The organism is Aquimarina sp. AU119 (assembly GCF_900312735.1).
Lineage (GTDB): Bacteria > Bacteroidota > Bacteroidia > Flavobacteriales > Flavobacteriaceae > Aquimarina > Aquimarina algiphila.
Genome location: NZ_OMPF01000007.1, coordinates 52,006 through 70,006, shown reverse-complemented (window position 1 = coordinate 70,006; position 18,001 = coordinate 52,006). Strand labels below are relative to the sequence as shown.

The 18,001-nt window shown below is 33.3% G+C and carries 15 protein-coding genes; 8 read left to right on the top strand and 7 right to left on the bottom strand.

Annotation, left to right across the window (positions count from 1 at the left end; genetic code table 11):
• Positions 1-11 precede the first annotated feature (11 nt).
• The 3 genes from DK442_RS06970 (at position 12) to DK442_RS06960 (ending at position 4,706) form a co-directional block, all read left to right on the top strand.
• Positions 12-2,207: a fasciclin domain-containing protein gene (locus DK442_RS06970; RefSeq protein ID WP_109435146.1), complete on the top strand. Its 2,196-nt coding sequence runs from the start codon at positions 12-14 to the stop codon at positions 2,205-2,207.
• Between the two features lie 239 nt (positions 2,208-2,446).
• Positions 2,447-3,775 (top strand): signal recognition particle protein, encoded by a 1,329-nt coding sequence (gene ffh / locus DK442_RS06965; RefSeq protein ID WP_109435145.1) that lies wholly within the window; start codon positions 2,447-2,449, stop codon positions 3,773-3,775.
• A gap of 43 nt (positions 3,776-3,818) precedes the next feature.
• Entirely contained in the window at positions 3,819-4,706 is an 888-nt protein-coding gene (locus DK442_RS06960; protein ID WP_109435144.1) for a bifunctional 5,10-methylenetetrahydrofolate dehydrogenase/5,10-methenyltetrahydrofolate cyclohydrolase, read from the top strand.
• Positions 4,707-4,922: 216 nt separating this feature from the next.
• Here DK442_RS06960 and DK442_RS06955 read toward each other — a convergent pair whose 3' ends face one another.
• The 3 genes from DK442_RS06955 to rho all read right to left on the bottom strand — a co-directional run bounded on the left by DK442_RS06955 (position 4,923) and on the right by rho (position 9,156).
• Positions 4,923-6,071 carry an SH3 domain-containing protein gene (locus DK442_RS06955; protein ID WP_109435143.1) on the bottom strand — a complete coding sequence of 383 codons (1,149 nt, stop codon included), beginning with the start codon at positions 6,069-6,071 and terminating at the stop codon, positions 4,923-4,925.
• Between the two features lie 608 nt (positions 6,072-6,679).
• Complete coding sequence (msrA, locus tag DK442_RS06950) at positions 6,680-7,351, bottom strand: peptide-methionine (S)-S-oxide reductase MsrA (protein WP_109435142.1); 672 nt, start codon at positions 7,349-7,351, stop codon at positions 6,680-6,682.
• Between the two features lie 176 nt (positions 7,352-7,527).
• A complete protein-coding gene (rho, locus tag DK442_RS06945; protein ID WP_109435141.1) occupies positions 7,528-9,156 on the bottom strand; it encodes a transcription termination factor Rho in 1,629 nt (542 codons plus the stop codon).
• A gap of 198 nt (positions 9,157-9,354) precedes the next feature.
• Here rho and DK442_RS06940 point away from each other — a divergent pair, with 198 nt between their 5' ends.
• On the top strand, positions 9,355-9,762 hold the full coding sequence (locus DK442_RS06940; RefSeq protein WP_109435140.1) for a DUF4293 domain-containing protein: 408 nt from the start codon (positions 9,355-9,357) through the stop codon (positions 9,760-9,762).
• A gap of 57 nt (positions 9,763-9,819) precedes the next feature.
• Here DK442_RS06940 and DK442_RS06935 read toward each other — a convergent pair whose 3' ends face one another.
• Positions 9,820-10,314: a metallophosphoesterase gene (locus tag DK442_RS06935; protein ID WP_109435259.1), complete on the bottom strand. Its 495-nt coding sequence runs from the start codon at positions 10,312-10,314 to the stop codon at positions 9,820-9,822.
• Between the two features lie 203 nt (positions 10,315-10,517).
• Between DK442_RS06935 and truA the strand changes: the two genes are divergently transcribed.
• A complete protein-coding gene (gene truA / locus DK442_RS06930) occupies positions 10,518-11,264 on the top strand; it encodes a tRNA pseudouridine(38-40) synthase TruA (protein ID WP_109435139.1) in 747 nt (248 codons plus the stop codon).
• Complete coding sequence (locus DK442_RS06925) at positions 11,265-13,028, top strand: ABC transporter ATP-binding protein (RefSeq protein ID WP_109435138.1); 1,764 nt, start codon at positions 11,265-11,267, stop codon at positions 13,026-13,028.
• Between the two features lie 16 nt (positions 13,029-13,044).
• On the opposite strand, the gene DK442_RS06920 is transcribed toward DK442_RS06925, so the two are convergent.
• The 3 genes from DK442_RS06920 to folP form a co-directional block, all read right to left on the bottom strand.
• Entirely contained in the window at positions 13,045-13,833 is a 789-nt protein-coding gene (locus tag DK442_RS06920; RefSeq protein WP_109435137.1) for a DUF3667 domain-containing protein, read from the bottom strand.
• The gene (gene cdaA, locus DK442_RS06915; RefSeq protein ID WP_109435136.1) at positions 13,833-14,609 is read right to left on the bottom strand and encodes a diadenylate cyclase CdaA; all 777 of its coding nucleotides are present in this window, start codon (positions 14,607-14,609) and stop codon (positions 13,833-13,835) included. Before cdaA ends, DK442_RS06920 begins: the two co-directional genes overlap by 1 nt.
• Before the next feature lie 83 nt (positions 14,610-14,692).
• Positions 14,693-15,511, bottom strand: a complete 819-nt coding sequence (gene folP, locus DK442_RS06910; RefSeq protein WP_109435135.1) for a dihydropteroate synthase — start codon at positions 15,509-15,511, stop codon at positions 14,693-14,695.
• Between the two features lie 184 nt (positions 15,512-15,695).
• Between folP and DK442_RS06905 the strand changes: the two genes are divergently transcribed.
• Together DK442_RS06905 and DK442_RS06900 are read left to right on the top strand one after the other, a co-directional pair.
• Positions 15,696-16,238, top strand: coding sequence for a DUF1599 domain-containing protein (locus tag DK442_RS06905; protein ID WP_109435134.1), 543 nt, complete (start codon positions 15,696-15,698; stop codon positions 16,236-16,238).
• An 89-nt stretch (positions 16,239-16,327) separates the two neighbouring features.
• A complete protein-coding gene (locus DK442_RS06900; protein WP_109435133.1) occupies positions 16,328-18,001 on the top strand; it encodes a BT_3928 family protein in 1,674 nt (557 codons plus the stop codon).

Sequence of the window (18,001 nt, the reverse complement as noted above, 5' to 3'; positions counted from 1 at the left end):
AACTTACTAAAATGAAAACGCTAATCAAAAGGTTAACGGTACCCTTCTTGTGCCTTATTTTAATGAATTTTCTTATCACTTCATGTGAAAGTGATGATAGTGCAACCACCACGCCAGAACAAGGTGTTGAATTTGAAGAATCCAAAATAATTAGCTTCGATGCTATCGAAGAGATGACAAAAAATATAATGGAGGGCGAGCTATCCGTCGAAGAAGATAAGACATCTAATGACGATAGTAAATTCTTTGGTTTTGACATCAGTAGAGAAAAAAGAGTATATGATTTCTCAGGAACTGTTAATAGTGGAGCTGCAGTTGGAACAGAGTTAGCAGGAGAGTTAAAACTTAATTTTACGTTATATCATTCTAGTTTTACTATTGTAAGAGGTAATTTAGAGTTGCCAGATGGCACAAAAGCGAGAACTCGTGGTGCTATTATTAGTGATGGAATAGTGTATCTTATTATAAACCCTCCAGGACAAGATCTGATTTTTGGTATCGGAAGGGTAGGAGAAGAAGGAGATTTAGAAGGAAGTTTTAGGTTATTTACCTCTTCTGGTGTTGGAAGAGGAAGTTGGGAAGCTAAATTGATAAATACAGTTTTTCCTGACAAGACTATAGTAGAACTTATTATAGAAGATGGTCGATTTACATCATTAGTTGGAGCTTTACAAGCAACAGATTTGGTAGAGCCACTTACAGGTGATGGGCCTTTTACAGTATTTGCGCCAACAGATGATGCATTCGAAGCATTGGATCAAATACCTGCAGCAGATCAGCTAAAAGAAATTTTGTTATACCATGTAGCTAGCGGTAGATTAAATACGCCAAAACTACTTGAGCAAGAAATGATTGAAACCCTACAGGGAGAAAATATAAAAGTAAGCCTTAATGATGATAATGAAATTGTTATTAATGATACGGTAAAATTACTTTCTGCTAATATCGGAGGAACCAATGGTGTTGTACAAGTAATCGACGCCGTTTTACTACCGCCATCCACTCAGCCATTACAGAGTATAGTAGAGATCGCTGTTGCAACCCCAGAATTGTCTACATTGGTAGGAGCATTACAGTCTGCAGATCTTGTTGATGCTTTAAGTGGAGATGGTCCTTTTACAGTTTTTGCTCCGACAAATACTGCTTTTGATGCTCTGGATGCAATTCCTGGTGGAGATGCATTAAAAGAGGTGTTATTATATCATGTTGCTGCTGGTAAATTTGCAGCCGCAGATTTACTTGAAAAGCAAACGGTTACCACGTTACAAGGAGATGAGGTTACTATTGAAGCAGACGTTGATGGCAATGTGTTCCTTAACGGAACTATTAAAGTTGCTTTAGCCGATATTGAGGCTTCTAATGGTATCGTGCATGTAATAGAAGGGGTTTTACTTCCGCCTACAAATTTACCATCAATAGTAGAATTAGCCATAGCAACTCCAGAGTTGTCTACACTGGTAGGAGCATTGCAGTCTGCAGATTTAGTTGATGCTTTAAGCGGAGATGGTCCTTTCACGGTTTTTGCTCCGACAAATGCTGCTTTTGATGCTCTGGATGCAATTCCTGGTGGAGACGCATTAAAAGAGGTGTTATTATATCATGTTGCCGCTGGTAAATTTACAGCTGCAGATTTACTTGAAAAGCAAACAGTTACTACGCTACAAGGAGATGAAGTTACTATTGAGGCAGATGGTGATGGCAATGTATTCCTTAACGGAACTATTAAAGTTGCTTTAGCCGATATTGAGGCTTCTAATGGTATTGTGCATGTAATAGAAGGAGTTTTACTTCCTCCTACAAACTTACCATCAATAGTAGAATTAGCCATCGCAACTCCAGAGTTGTCTACATTGGTAGGAGCATTGCAATCTGCAGATTTAGTTGATGCTTTAAGCGGAGATGGTCCTTTTACAGTTTTTGCTCCGACAAATACCGCTTTTGATGCTCTGGATGCAATTCCAGGTGGAGACGCATTAAAAGAAGTATTACTGTATCATGTAGTTTCTGGAAAATTTACTGCGCAAGATTTATTGCAAGAACATACTGTTACTACTTTGCAGGGTGAAAAAGTAACTATCCAAAGAAATTATAGAGGTCAAGTGATCCTAAATCATCGAATAAAAGTAGATATTGCTGATATTGAGGCTTCTAATGGTATTGTGCATGTGATTAAAGGAGTGTTAATTCCACCTTCTTTTACCCATTAAAAAGAGTGAAAAGTTGTATAAGCAATCATGATTCATATTTTTATGAGTTTTGATTGCTTTTTTTATTGTTGAATTTTTACTGAAAATAAACTAAAAAGTTCATCTGTTTTTTAAATAAGTTTAGCGTTTAATTAGGAATCTATAATTCTGTAATTGTGGGCTTTCTTTATACATTTCAAATCCTTAAATTTGCACCGATCTATCGATAAAGATAGTGTTTTCATAATACCAGAAAATATATGTTTGATAATTTAAGTGATAAGTTAGATAAAGCCTTACACATTCTAAAAGGGCATGGACAGATAACAGAAGTAAATGTTGCTGAAACTCTTAAAGAAGTACGTCGGGCCTTGGTAGATGCTGATGTAAATTATAAAATAGCAAAAGAATTTACTGCTACTGTAAAGGAGAAAGCTTTAGGTCAAAATGTACTTAAAAGCCTTAAACCAGGACAGTTGATGGTAAAACTTGTCAAAGATGAATTGACAGAATTGATGGGAGGAGATGTAGAAGATATTGATTTATCTGGGAAACCATCAATTATTCTAATGTCAGGACTACAAGGTTCTGGTAAAACTACTTTTTCTGGAAAACTTGCTAATTTTCTAGCCACTAAGAAGACAAAAAAACCGCTTCTTGTTGCTTGTGATGTATATAGACCGGCTGCAATAGATCAGTTACATGTAGTTGGAGACCAAATTGGTGTAGAGGTTTTTAGTGATCGTGGTAATAATGATCCTGTTGCTATTGCAAAAGCAGGTATAGCACACGCAAAAGAAAACGGATGTAACGTTGTGATTATAGATACTGCGGGGCGTTTGGCTGTGGATGAAGTTATGATGACAGAGATAGCTAATATTCATGAGGCAATTACACCTAATGAAACACTATTTGTAGTTGATTCTATGACAGGTCAAGATGCAGTAAATACAGCAAAAGCCTTTAACGATGTTTTAAATTTTGATGGAGTAATCCTTACTAAACTCGATGGTGATACAAGAGGAGGGGCAGCAATATCTATTAAATCTGTTGTAAATAAACCAATTAAGTTTATTGGTACAGGAGAAAAAATGGAAGCTATTGATGTTTTCTATCCTTCTCGTATGGCAGATAGGATTCTTGGGATGGGAGATGTAGTATCTCTTGTAGAGAGAGCTCAGGAGCAATTTGATGAAGAAGAAGCTAGGAAATTACAAAAGAAAATTGCTAAAAATCAATTTGGATTTGATGATTTTCTAAAACAAATTCAACAGATTAAGAAGATGGGTAATATGAAAGACCTAATCGGAATGATCCCTGGGGCAGGAAAAATGATGAAAAACATGGATATTGATGACGATGCTTTTAGACATATTGAAGCTATTATTCATTCTATGACTCCGGAAGAACGATCAAAACCACAAATCATTAATTCTAGTAGAAAAAAACGTATCGGTAAAGGTTCTGGCACATCGATACAACAGGTAAATCAATTACTTAAACAATTTGATCAGATGAGTAAGATGATGAAAATGATGCAAGGAGGCGGTGGAAAACGGATGATGCAAATGATGGGCAAAATGCGATAAGTATAAAACTAAAGATAATATTATTATAAGGTAATTAGGGGGAATGGAAATATTAGATGGAAAAAAAGTAAGCAATGATATTAAGGACGAAATAGCTGTTGAAGTTCAAAAAATGAAAGAACGCGGCGAAAAAGTCCCACATCTTGCAGCAGTATTGGTAGGAAATGATGGAGCGAGTTTAACCTATGTTGGTAGTAAAGTAAGAGCTTGTGAGAGAATAGGATTTGAATCTACTTTGGTTAAAATGCCAAGTACTACAAGTGAGATAGAATTATTAGCTAAGATCAAAGAGCTTAACGAAAATGATGATATCGATGGTTTTATCGTGCAATTACCACTACCACCACAAATTGATACGCAAAAAGTTTTATTAGCAGTAGATCCTGATAAGGATGTAGATGGTTTTCACCCAATGAACTTTGGGAAAATGGCATTAGATATGTCTACTTTTATTCCTGCAACGCCATTTGGTATTTTAGAATTGTTAGAACGCTATAATGTAGATACTAAAGGGAAACATACAGTAGTTATTGGAAGAAGTCACATCGTAGGTAGACCCATGAGTATTTTGATGGGTAGAAAAGGATGGCCTGGGAACTCTACAGTGACATTAACACATAGTCATACTAAAAATATAACACAAATTATTTCTCAGGCAGATATTGTAATTTCTGCATTAGGAGTGCCTAATTTCCTAAAAGCAGAGATGGTAAAAGATGATGCTGTGGTTATTGATGTAGGAATTACAAGGGTAACTGATGAGTCTGCTACAAAAGGATATAAGATTGTTGGTGATGTAGATTTTGAAAATGTAAGCAAAAAAGCATCTTTTATTACACCGGTTCCTGGAGGGGTAGGACCAATGACAATTGCAATGTTACTTAAGAATACATTATTAGCAAGAGAAAGGCATCGTAGTAATAAAAAATAATTTTTATTACGTGAAAATATAAATTAAAGTATTAAAAAAGCCTGCGAAACATAATGTTTCGCAGGCTTTTTTAATTGTATAAGATTAATTCTGCTAGAATAATCTTTATAATACATAAAATCCAGAACTCTTTTTTGAGTTCTGGGTTTTATGTTACATTTATATTTTGGTGATTATAATATGTAGTATTTTAACAATGATTAATTAATGCTTTTTTTAGTTTGCATTAAATTCTCCTGCAGATATGTCATCCTTACTACCAGTACTGTATCCACCTCCACTAGGAAGTAAATCCAGTGCTAAGTTATAAGAAGGAACATTAATACCTTTTGAGGTCTTAACAGTGTTAAAATCTAAGATTTGTTTACCTTGCTCATAAAGTGCATTCTTAGTAAATGTACCGAATTTTTTACCATCAACAATAGTTTCTCTCCAGTCTCTACCGTAAGCTATTTTTAAATAATATTCACCAACTGGTACGTTTCTAATAAATTGTGTAGTGTTTGAATTGATATAGGTAACACGAACTAACTCATCGTCAGCCTTGGTTTTACCCATTTTGTACATTTTAACAACTACTTCTGTATTTTTTCCTACTTTAATTTTTAGGTAGTTGTCTAATTTATAGTCAAACTTACCTTTGAAATTAAATGATTTTGGAGTTGCACCAGACTTATAGGTCTTTTTCTCCCAACTAGAATACTTATCTTCTCTAGATACTTCTATAGAAGCAGCTCTAGGAGTACTTGTTGTTGTAGAAGAACCATAAGAAGGAGATGCAGACTCAATAGGAGCAGAAGTAACAGCGCTACCTTTGGCAGCTCTTCTGTTTGCTTCTTCTAGTGCTCTTCTAGTTTCTTCTGTATCAGCCAGTGCTCTTTTTGCAGTAGCATCTTGTGCTCTTTTTGCAGCTTCTGCTTCAGCAATAGCTTGTGCTGCATTAGCTTCAGCTTCTCTTTTTAAGCGTTCTGCATCAGCAATAGCTTTTCTTGCAGCTTCTTCAGCAGCTCTTTTTGCAGCTTCAGCTCTTGCGATAGCCTGAGCAGCAGCTTGTTTTGCAGCTTCTCTTTTTGCAGCAGCTTCTTTTGCTGCTCTTTCTGCGTCAGCAATACTGCTGTCTTTTGTTAAGTTTTTGGTTAGTACAAAACCATTCATACTCTTGTACTGTATAGCACTCCAGTCTCCATAATTAGAACTCATAATATATACTTGAGTTCCTTGAGGAACCTCAGCAATAGTATTAAAGTTTAAACCTGGACCACTATGTACTGATAATTTACTAACAGACATTAAATATTGTCCATCTTGAGCATGAGACGAAAAGGTAATCACCAAAAGCAGAATAAATGTAAAAATAGATTTCATATCTCTTGTTTTTAAGTAGATTGGGTTATAATTCAAATTCAATATTAATATTTTCTTAACTTAAAATGTTATAAAAAACATAATTTACCATCAAAAAATCGAACTCCAAAAAAGGTGCCAAAAATAATTTAGCGCTAATTCAATACTTTAATACGATGTATTAAAACTATCAAAAAATACAATTTTTAAAAGAACATTTTATCTGTTAATAGTTTGTTTTTCAGTGTGTTAATTCGTTTTTGCTCTAGCAAAACTTCAATATTTACGATTAAAATACTGAAAAGAAAACCATTAAATCAGACTCAAAAGTAATGTTTTAATATGAAAAACACAACTTGTTTTCATTTTATTTGCATAAAAATAGTGTTTTCTTTACATCAAATTGTGTTTTTCAACGATTTTTTTTAGCATTACAACCGATTTGATTCATTTTTTATAAGCTTCTTGTCGGTTTTGTATTTTAAGTAAAAAAGACAAAATAAAATTGAAAAATGTCTAATTTTATGGGGTGTCCGGGATGTATTGTTTTTAACACAGCTTTAACAACGCGGTTATTATGTTGTTATCACCAAATTTATTCCGGTTTAAGTAACGAGATATATCTGTTTTTAGTGTTTTTCTTTAATAAGATTAGGAAATTTTCTTTGAAATTTTAGTAATCGGGGTATAGAAACATTGCGAATGTAAGGGTTATTTGGATTTCTTTTCTCATAATCCTGGTGATATCCCTCACCTTTCCAGAATTTTTGAAAAGGCATAACTTCTGCAGCAATTCTTTTGTTTAGCTTTTTGGAAAGAGCTTCCTTTTTTTGTAGTATTATTTGTTTTTGTTCGTCGTTTTGGTAAAAAATAATCGATCTGTATTGTGATCCATGATCTGGGCCTTGTCCGTTTACTTGAGTTGGATTCTGTGATCCAAAATAAACATCAACAAGTGTTGAGAAGGAAACAAGTTTAGGGTCGTATATTATTTCTACCGCTTCGGCATGTCCGGTTCGTCCTGTATTGCTTGATTGGTATGTTGGGTTTTCTGTATGTCCTCCAGAATACCCTGAGATAGATTCTTTGACTCCTATTACACTTTCATAAACGGCTTCAACACACCAAAAGCATCCACTGGCAAAATAAGCTCTTTCTAATCCGTCAACGGATTCAACCTGTACAGGGGTTATATTCTGTTTTTGGCTATTTTCTTTTTCGCCTTTTACTGATTGACTATTACCTTGACAACTGGATAGTAATAACGTTGCACTCCATAATATATATAATATATTCTTCATAGTGTATATTTTTTGTGTTTGGTCAACTTCTTTTTAAAAAACTTTCAGGTGACTGGGTTTAAAAAGTAAAATTAAATAGAAAAAATATAATGTATAGGGTGGTGGTAAATAAAAAGACGGCTATCAATTTTTGATAACCGTCTTTAATTTTTTTATGTTCTTTGGTGTTACAATATTTATCCATTCATAGAAATCAGGAATTCATCATTGTTTCTAGTTTGTTTGAAACGCTCATTAATAAATTCCATTGCTTCAACAGGATTCATATCTGCTAAGTATTTACGCATTACCCACATTCTCTGAATTGTTGTTTCGTCAAGTAATATGTCATCACGACGTGTACTTGAGGAAGTAAGGTCGATGGCTGGGAAAATACGACGATTAGATATTTTACGATCTAATTGAAGTTCCATGTTACCTGTACCTTTAAATTCTTCAAAGATGACTTCATCCATTTTGGATCCTGTTTCTGTTAATGCTGTTGCAATAATAGTAAGTGATCCTCCATTTTCTATGTTACGAGCGGCACCAAAGAAACGTTTTGGTTTGTGTAATGCGTTAGCATCAACACCACCACTCAATATTTTACCACTGGCAGGTTGTACTGTGTTATATGCACGAGCAAGTCTGGTAATAGAATCTAATAGTATTACCACGTCATGACCACATTCGACTAATCTTTTTGCTTTTTCTAAAACAATGTTAGCAACCTTTACATGTTCGTTAGCTTCTTTGTCAAATGTCGAAGCGATTACCTCTCCTTTTACATTACGTTGCATGTCTGTAACTTCCTCAGGTCTTTCATCTATAAGTAGAATCATTTGGTATACCTCTGGGTGATTTGCTGCAATTGCATTGGCAACATCCTTTAGTAGCATTGTTTTACCAGTCTTAGGTTGTGATACAATCATACCACGTTGTCCTTTACCTATAGGTGCAAAAAGGTCCATTATCCTAGTAGAAATAGTACTTTGTCTTTCTGCTAGTTTAAATTTTTCTTGAGGAAATAGCGGAGTCAGGTGTTCAAAAGAGACTCTGTCCCGCACGACTTGAGGGTCAAGACCATTAATTTTATTTACCTTAATAAGAGGGAAATACTTTTCTCCTTCTTTAGGGGGTCTAACCTGTCCTAATACGGTATCTCCTGTTTTAAGTCCAAAAAGACGTATTTGTGATTGAGATACATAAATATCATCAGGAGATGAAAGGTAGTTATAATCACTTGATCTTAAGAATCCATAGCCATCTTGCATGATGTCTAGAACTCCTTCACTTTCAATAATGGCGTCAAATTCGAAGTCTGGTTCTTTATAACGATTTCTGTTATCCCGATTTCCGTTTTCTTTTTTGTTATTGTTTCGAGACTGTTGCGGTTGTTTGTTTTGTTGAGATTTTTCATTACCTCTATTTCTGTTGTCTCTATTTTGCTGAGGTTTTTTCTTTTCAGAATTGTCATTGCTTTTTGCAATAGCGTCCTCTGGTGCAGTTGGTTTTGTCTCGTTTTTTTGCTCCTGTGGTGCTTTTGTTTCCTTGTTAGCGGGAGCAGGTTTTCCAGTTCCTTCAGGTTTTCGGGCTCTGGGTCTTCTCTGGCGAGGATTTGGTTTTGGTTTGTCAGAATTTACTTTTTCTGAAGTCTCACCAGGTGTATCCTTTTTTACTGCATCAGGATTTGCTGCTTGGTGATCTAATATTTGATATACTAAATCTAATTTTTTTAATGTGCGAAATTTGGGTACATTAAGGTTTTTCGCAATCTCTTGCAATTCAGGAAGCTTTTTTGCTTTTAATTCAGAAATCTCTAACATTTAAATGTGTTATATAATTTACGTTTAGATATAAATTTTCTAAAGAAGAATTCTAGGAAAATTTTGTTTTGAAGGTAAGTAACCTTAGTTGAGAAGGTTACAGGTTTTGCGTTGCAAGTATACAACTTTATTTTAATATTTTGCACATATTTTTAAAAAGAAACTCTTATTTTTGCTTTTCCTTAAGAAAAAAATGTAATGATACAAAGGATTCAAACTATTTACCTTTTATTAGCAGCCATAGTCTCTGGTGTGCTTTGTATGTATTTACCATATGGGTTAGGTGAAAATGGTGAAGAGTTATATATAAAGGAGGATTTTTTTCTTCTAGGAGGGTTTATGGGATCATCGATGCTATCTTTGATTTCCATTTTTTTATTCAAAAATAGAAAGCTTCAGTTTGTACTGGGGCGTCTCAATATCTTATTAAACTTTATTTTACTAGGAGTATTTGTTTATTGGTCACTAACATTACCTGGAGGATCTGATCCTATGAAGGGTATTGGGAAATTCATTCCTATTATTTCTATCGTTTTATTAGTGATGGCCAACAAGGCTATTAAAAAGGATGAAGATCTTGTAAAATCTGTAGATCGATTACGATAAACCTAAAATCTTAGTAGTATTAGTGCGTTAAAACCCGGAGTATGCCAACTCCGGGTTTTATTTTTTCCCTAATTCGATGACCTCTAAATTTTCAATATTGCCAGAGTCTACAGTAAATCTAAGCATTGTTCTAACTTTATGAAATCCATGTTTTCCTGCAGCTCCAGGGTTCATGTGTAGTACACCATTTTTTTTGTCTGGTATTACTTTAAGGATATGAGAATGTCCACAAATGAAGAGTTGTGGTGGGTTGGCCTTGATCTCGTCTCTAGTGTTTATATTGTATTTGGGAGGATATCCACCAATATGGGTTATCCAAACCGACACTCCTTCGCAAACAAATCGTTGGTGTAAAGGATATGTAGTTCTGGCTTTATCATCATCGATATTACCATATACAGCTCTGAGAGGTTTCAGAGATTCGATAGTGTCAGTTACTTTAAGGTCTCCAATGTCCCCGGCATGCCATACTTCATCAGCTTCATTTATATAATGAATAATTCTGTCATCAATATAGCTGTGTGTATCACTAAGTAAAAGAATTTTTTTCAAAATAGGATTATAATTATGAGTTATAGAATGATAGAAAAACAGAAGACAAACCGTAACTTCTGTCTCCATTTTTAAAGTATATTTGCCTCTGCTTTGTGCAAAAATAGAATATTACTTTTTGAAATGATGTTAATGTATAGTTTACCTTAATCAATACTTTATACATTTTGGTTGAATGATATTTAAAGATATATAATTAATAGATGAGATATTTTTTAGAACTTTCTTATAACGGAACTCCATATCATGGATGGCAACGACAACCAAATGCAATTTCGGTGCAGGAAGTTTTGGAACAGGCATTATCTACATTATTAAGAATTAAAGTTATTGTTGTAGGCGCAGGAAGAACAGATACAGGAGTTCATGCAAAACAAATCATGGCACATTTTGATTATGAAAATAGATTAGAATCAGAAGAATTAAAATATAAGCTTAACGCAATTTTGCCAGCACAGATTGCTGTTTATAAATTGAGTAGAGTAAGAGACGATGCTCATGCTCGTTTTGATGCGATAAGTAGATCATATGAGTATTATGTTACGATGCTTAAGGATCCTTTTAAGATCAATGCTTCATATTATGTAAAGAAACCGTTGGATATCGTTGCGATGAATGAAGCTGCTAAATTACTGTTAAACTACACTAATTTTAAATGCTTTAGTAAGTCTAAAACCGATGTAAAAACGTATAATTGTACGATAACAAATGCTTCTTGGGAGATTGAGAATGATCAAATGATATTTAAAATTTCTGCAAATCGTTTTTTAAGAAATATGGTAAGAGCAATTGTAGGAACTCTCATCGAGATTGGAGAACATAAATTGAATAAAGAAGATTTGATACATATTATAAAGAGTGAAGATCGTAGCCAGGCTGGATATTCGGTACCGGCTCATGGTCTATATTTAACAGCAGTAGAATATCCCAAAATAATATATAGTATATAGATGGCAGAAAAGAGTGGTAAAGCTTTTGATTTTAAATTATTCAGACGGTTGATTACATATACTAATCCGTACCGACTGACTTTTTATTTTGTAGCCTTTTCGGCTATATTATTATCAATATTTGCTGTTTTAAGACCGTACCTGTTACAGCAAACAATTGATAAAACAATTATACCAAAAGATAATGAACTTTTGATATTCTTTATCAGTTCGATGGTTGGAGTTCTTTTGTTGGAAGTTATTTCGCAATTCTTATTCATATATTTTGCTAATTGGTTAGGGCAAGGAGTGATTCGCGATCTTAGAATAAAGCTATTTGAGCATATGCTTGGCTTTAAAAAGCAATATTATGATCAATCTGCGGTGGGTAGATTGGTAACAAGAGCAGTAAGTGATATTGAAACTATAGCCAGTATTTTTAGTCAGGGATTATTTATGATTATTAGTGATCTCTTAAAGATGTTAGTGATTCTTGGTTATATGCTATATCAAAGTTGGCAACTTACCGTATTAGTATTAGCAGTTTTACCTTTAATAGTATATGCTACCAGAGTTTTTCAGAAAAAGATGAAAGCAGCTTTTGAAGAAGTAAGAACTCAAGTATCTAATTTAAATTCTTTTGTACAAGAGCGAATCACCGGGATGAAGATTGTTCAGTTGTTTACCAGAGAAGAAACTGAATATTCTACTTTTAAAGAGATCAATGAAAAGCACAAAAAAGGGTGGATAAAAACAGTTTGGTATAACTCTATATTTTTTCCCATTGCAGAGATGTCTAGTTCGGTCGCTATAGGATTGATTGTGTGGTTTGGTGGGTTAAAAGCAGCTCAGGGTGATGTAATTACATTGGGAGTAGTTATTGCTTTTATAGAATTGGCTCAAATGCTTTTTAGACCATTACGACAGATTGCAGATAAGTTTAATACGCTACAAATGGGGATGGTTGCTGCTAATAGAGTATTTGCTATTTTAGATACTGAATCTAAAATTGAAAATAATGGAGAACTGATGCTCGATAGTGTAAAAGGGAAAATTAAATTTGAGAATGTTAGATTCAGTTATATTAAGGATGAAGAGGTTTTAAAAGGGATCTCATTTGATGTTGAAGCAGGAGAAACTGTTGCTATAGTTGGTGCAACTGGAGCAGGGAAATCAACCATCGTTAATCTGTTAAGTCGATTCTATGAAATAAACAATGGTGTGATTTCTATTGATAATACAGATATAAAAGATGTAGAATTAAATTCGTTAAGGAGTCATATTGCTGTAGTGCTACAAGATGTGTTTTTGTTTGCAGATACCATCTTAAATAATATTACTCTTAATAATCCTCATATTCTCGAAGAAAATGTGCATAAAGCGGCAAAAGAAATTGGAATCCATGATTTTATAATGAGTCTTCCGGGAGGATATGAGTATAATGTAAAAGAAAGAGGGGCAATGCTCTCATCTGGACAACGACAATTATTATCTTTTTTACGAGCTTATGTAGCTAATCCAGGTATTTTGGTATTAGATGAGGCTACGTCTTCTATAGACTCTCATAGTGAGCAGCTCATCCAGGATGCTACAAATAAGATCACAAGAGGCAGAACTTCTATAGTTATCGCACATCGATTAGCTACGATTAGAAATGCTGATAAGATTATCGTAATGGATCAAGGCGAAATTGTAGAACAAGGTAATCACAACGAATTGCTAGAGATTAATGATGGGTATTATAGAAGCTTGTACGAAGTTCAATTTGCTACCGTTACGGAGTAATGATGCCTTCTTGGATTTATTTAGCAGGGATTTCCATAGCTCCAGTATGAGCCATGATTAAGCCTATAATTATTCCTATGATCAAGTAGAATATTACTCCAAAGATGAAAAATAACAAGGTTTTAATAAGTGTTCTCCTTAGATTAATTTGATAAAGTCGTTTTAAAACGTATGTAATGTAAATGATATATATAGAAAATTGAATTATCATTATATTAAAGATATTATCAAACCAAAAAGTAATAGGGAGTAATATGATTGTCATAAAAGCTACTATATGCGAATATGCATATAGATAAATAACAAAGTGTTCTGTTAAGTTATATTTTTTATAATTCCAGAAAACTAATCTTGATAATAATGCGAGCACTGGTATTAACAACAGATTTAATAGTGATTGATATTTAAAAGTGAAGTCTAGAGCAATTTCTTGAGATGCTATTTGCTCTTCTGGAAGAGAACTAAATATTTTGTTCATAAGTTCTGCCAGTCTGTTTTTTGCCAAAAAAGAATATATCCCGGTAATGGTTATAGAGATAGCAAAATAACTAAATGCATTTATGTATCGTTTTCTAAGTCCATTTATAAAACCATCAATTACTTCATCAGGTTTTGTGAATAAATGTAAAAAAGTTCTGAAAAACGAATTGTCTAGATTAAGAAAGCGATCGGCAAATTCATGAAGCAAGTTTTTAAATGTAATTCGTTTGTTGATTTTTTTAGCTCCGCAATTGGGACAAAAATTATAAGTTTCTATTTGTTGATTACAATTCTTACAATTTGTGATAGGTATTAATTCATTCATTAATCTAAATCCCTTTTTATTTTTTCTATTAACTCTTCCTCTGTTTTATATATAACAAACTCTCCATTTTTAATATAAGAGAGCTTACCAGTTTCTTCACTTACTACTAGAGCCAAAGCATCTGTTTTTTCGGTTATTCCAACTGCGGCACGATGTCTAAGTCCAAAACGCAAAGGCATATTGTTGTCATTCGTAACTGGTAAAATTGCTCTTGTGGCTACGATGTGATTATCTTCTATAATCATTGCGCCATCATGAAGCGGACTATTTTTGTAAAAAATACTTTCTATTATAGGAGTATTAACTCTTACATCCATAGAATCACCAGAAGTTTTGACAAAATCTAAAGAAGTGGTTCTTTTTATAACAATAAGAGCACCAGTATGAGTCTTACCCATTTCTATACATGCGGTAACAATAGCAGGGATATTGGTAAGGCTGTCTTCAGGAGTATCCCTAATAAATTTTAGTTGTCTTAGGAATTTACGTCTTCTTCCAAAATTAGTAGAACCGATCATTAAAAGAAATTTTCGTATTTCTTGTTGAAAAACAACAATTAAAGCAAACATTCCTACTCCAATAAATTCTCCTAAAACACTACTTAGCATCTCCATAGCTAAGAATTGTGTGAGTTTCCAGACTAGATAAATAATTACGATTCCAATAAAAATATTAATCGCAGCTGTACCTTTAACCAACTTATAGATATAGTACAATAAGAAAGCAACAAGTACAATATCAAGTATGTCTAGTATTCTAAGGTTTATTAAATCCAAATGTCTGGTGTTTTTGTAAAAATAGAAAAATTAGCGAAATTTAGATTTGAAAAGCTTAAAAAGCATTTTTAAATCTAGGTTTATTATAGATGATTCATCAGGTTTAAGCATTCCATGGCTTCTTTAACATCATGAACTCTTAATATAGAAGCTCCATTAAGTATTGCCACTGTATTGAGCGCAGTAGTACCGTTTAAAGCTTCTGAAGGGTTTAGATGTAATGTTTTGTATATCATAGATTTTCTTGAAATTCCAGCTAGAATTGGTAGGTTATGAAATTGTAACAGCTTTAGATTTTTTAAAAGCTCAAAATTTTGAGAAATGTTTTTAGCAAAACCAAATCCTGGATCTATAATAATGTCATTCACTCCGTGTTTTTTTGCTTCGGCAACTTTTTCTGAAAAATAAGTGTTTATTTCAAGAATAAGATTATCGTATTGATCTAGCGTTTTCATAGTTTGTGGAGTTCCTTTCATATGCATCATAATATATGGGACTTCTAATTCTCCTACAGTAGGAATCATATTTTGATCCATATTTCCAGCAGAAATATCATTAATAAGTGCTGCTCCGGCTTTTATACATGCCGTTGCGATTTCACTTCTAAATGTATCTATTGATAATAAAATTTCAGGAAATTTATCTAGTAGTAATGATACTATAGGTAATATTCTTTTTTTTTCCTGTTCGGTAGAAATATGATCCGCTCCTGGTCTGGATGAATAAGCTCCTAAATCGATAAAAGTAGCTCCTTCGAGAAGCATTTGTTCCACTTTTTTTAAGATCTCAGTTTCGTTTTTATACTTTCCTCCATCATAAAAAGAATCCGGAGTTAAGTTAAGAATACCCATCACTTTTGGAGTAAATAAATCGATTAGGCGGCCTCTGCAATTGATTGTCATTTTTGAAGTTTGATTGGTTTATCGATAATGATTTTTAATGCTCAAATGAAATTGATTAATAGTCATTTCGATTAAGATTGGTAGCATTATTATGGCTCATTTCACATTTTTTGTTTCTAAACTTGAGGTATGATTTTTTTAATTCCCATATTAAAGCGAAATTTACGCAAAATTCAACAGTTTTATGCAAGATACGTCTACACAATATGACGCAGTAATTACAGTATGTCGTGATCTATTTGTCAAAAAAATGAAAGATTATGGCAGCGCATGGAGAATACTACGTCTCCCTTCTTTAACCGATCAGATTTTTATTAAAGCTCAACGTATACGGAGTTTACAAGAAAATGAAGTACGTAAAGTAGATGAGGGAGAGGTTCCAGAATTTATAGGGATCATTAATTATAGTATCATGGCATTGATTCAACTCGAAAAAGGAGTTGCCGAACAACCAGATTTATCTTCAGAAGAAATTTCAGTATTGTATGATAAACATATTGATATTACAAAAACATTAATGATGAATAAAAATCATGATTATGGTGAGGCTTGGCGTGATATGAGAGTAAGTTCGCTTACTGATTTAATTATTCAGAAGCTATTACGAGTGAAACAGATTGAAGATAATAAAGGAAAAACTTTGGTTAGTGAAGGGATTGATGCGAATTATCAAGATATGATTAATTATGCTGTTTTTGCAATGATTCATCTGGGTGAAGCAAAATAGTGATTTGTATAAAATACTGTTAAACTAAAAATGACATAGTGTATTCATAACTATATTGTGAAATTATATAAAAACATTAGGGCTTAAAAATGAAAATACTCGTTAACTTTTCCAGAATATTTGTAGCTGCACTTTTTTTATTTTCAGGATTTATTAAACTAAATGACCCTTTAGGGTTTTCATATAAACTTCAGGAGTATTTTGGAGAAGGTGTGCTTAACTTAGAATTTTTGATTCCGTTTGCGCTTTTGATAGCGGTTTTTTTGGTGATTTTCGAAGTGATATTAGGAATTACCTTGTTATTAGGGTACTTGCCAAAGTTTACAGTATGGTCGTTATTGTTAATGATTGTCTTTTTTACATTTCTTACGTTTTATTCGGCGTATTTTAATAAGGTTACAGATTGTGGGTGTTTTGGAGACGCCTTACCATTAACTCCTTGGGAGTCTTTTACAAAAGATGTAATTCTTTTAGTTCTTGTATTGGTTTTATTCTTTGGTAGAAAATATATAACACCTATTCATCCATTAGCGATTCATAAATGGGTTGTTTTTGGTTCTTTTACTGCTTGTTTAGCTTTTGCGTATTATGTTTTAATGCATATGCCTGCTTTTGATTTTAGAGCTTATAAAGTAGGAGTCAATATACAAGAGGGGATGGCAGTTCCGGATGATGCACCAAAGGCGGAGTTTGCATACCATTGGAAATTTAATGTAAACGGAGAAGAAAAAATTGTGACTACTAGTGGAGATTATCCAAAAGTAGATGGTGAATTTATCGAAGTTGAAACAGAAACTGTAGATGAAGGATATGAACCTCCTATCCATGATTTTGCAATAGAAAAGAATGATATTGATTATACTGTTGAATTTCTTGAAAGAGAAAATTTAATACTGATTGTAACTTATAACTTGTCTAAAAGTGAAGCTGAAGGTTTTAATGCGGTAAGAGATATTACAAATAAAGCGATATCTCAAGGTTATGAAGTAATTGGTCTTACAGCTTCTACTCCAAAAGATATATCGCAGGCGAAGCAACAATATGATCTTAACTTTGATTTTTACACCACTGATGAAACTGCTCTGAAAACAATATTGCGTTCTAATCCTGGGATTGTAAAACTTAAAAAGGGAACTATAGTAGAAAAGCTGCATTGGAATGATGCAGAAAAGCTTACGCTGGAAAAAGTTGACCCACCTAAACCTAAAGTTAATAGAGAATTAAAAGCTCAATTAGATAGTATTATTAATTTAGGTCCAAAATCAGAAGATGGAAGCCTACAGCATGATATTTCGTGGGAACAAAGAAAAGAAATTGATAGTACGCAATTGGTTTATGTAGAAGAGGTATTTAAAAAGTATGGATATCCTGGTAAAACTTTAGTTGGTGATTCTCCGACGAATGTAATTGCTTTGCATGTGATTATGAATTCTAATAAATTCGAAGAATATTATCCTTTAATTAAAGCAGCTGGAGAAAAAGGAGAATTTGGTTCTGATTACGCTGCTATGGCAGAGGATCTTCATCTGGTAAAGCAAGGTGCAGCGCAGACATATGGAACATATATTGAAACTATAGATCAAAAAGAAGGAAAATCGATTAGTTTGATTTGGCCAATTAAAGATCCTGAATCTGTTAATCAGAGAAGGAAAAATGCTGGATTAAGCGAGACTATAGAGGAGTATTGTCAACGTATTTTAGGGGTTCCTTATAAATTGTATACGTTAGAAGAGGTTGAAGGGCTTATAGAAAAGAATAAATAA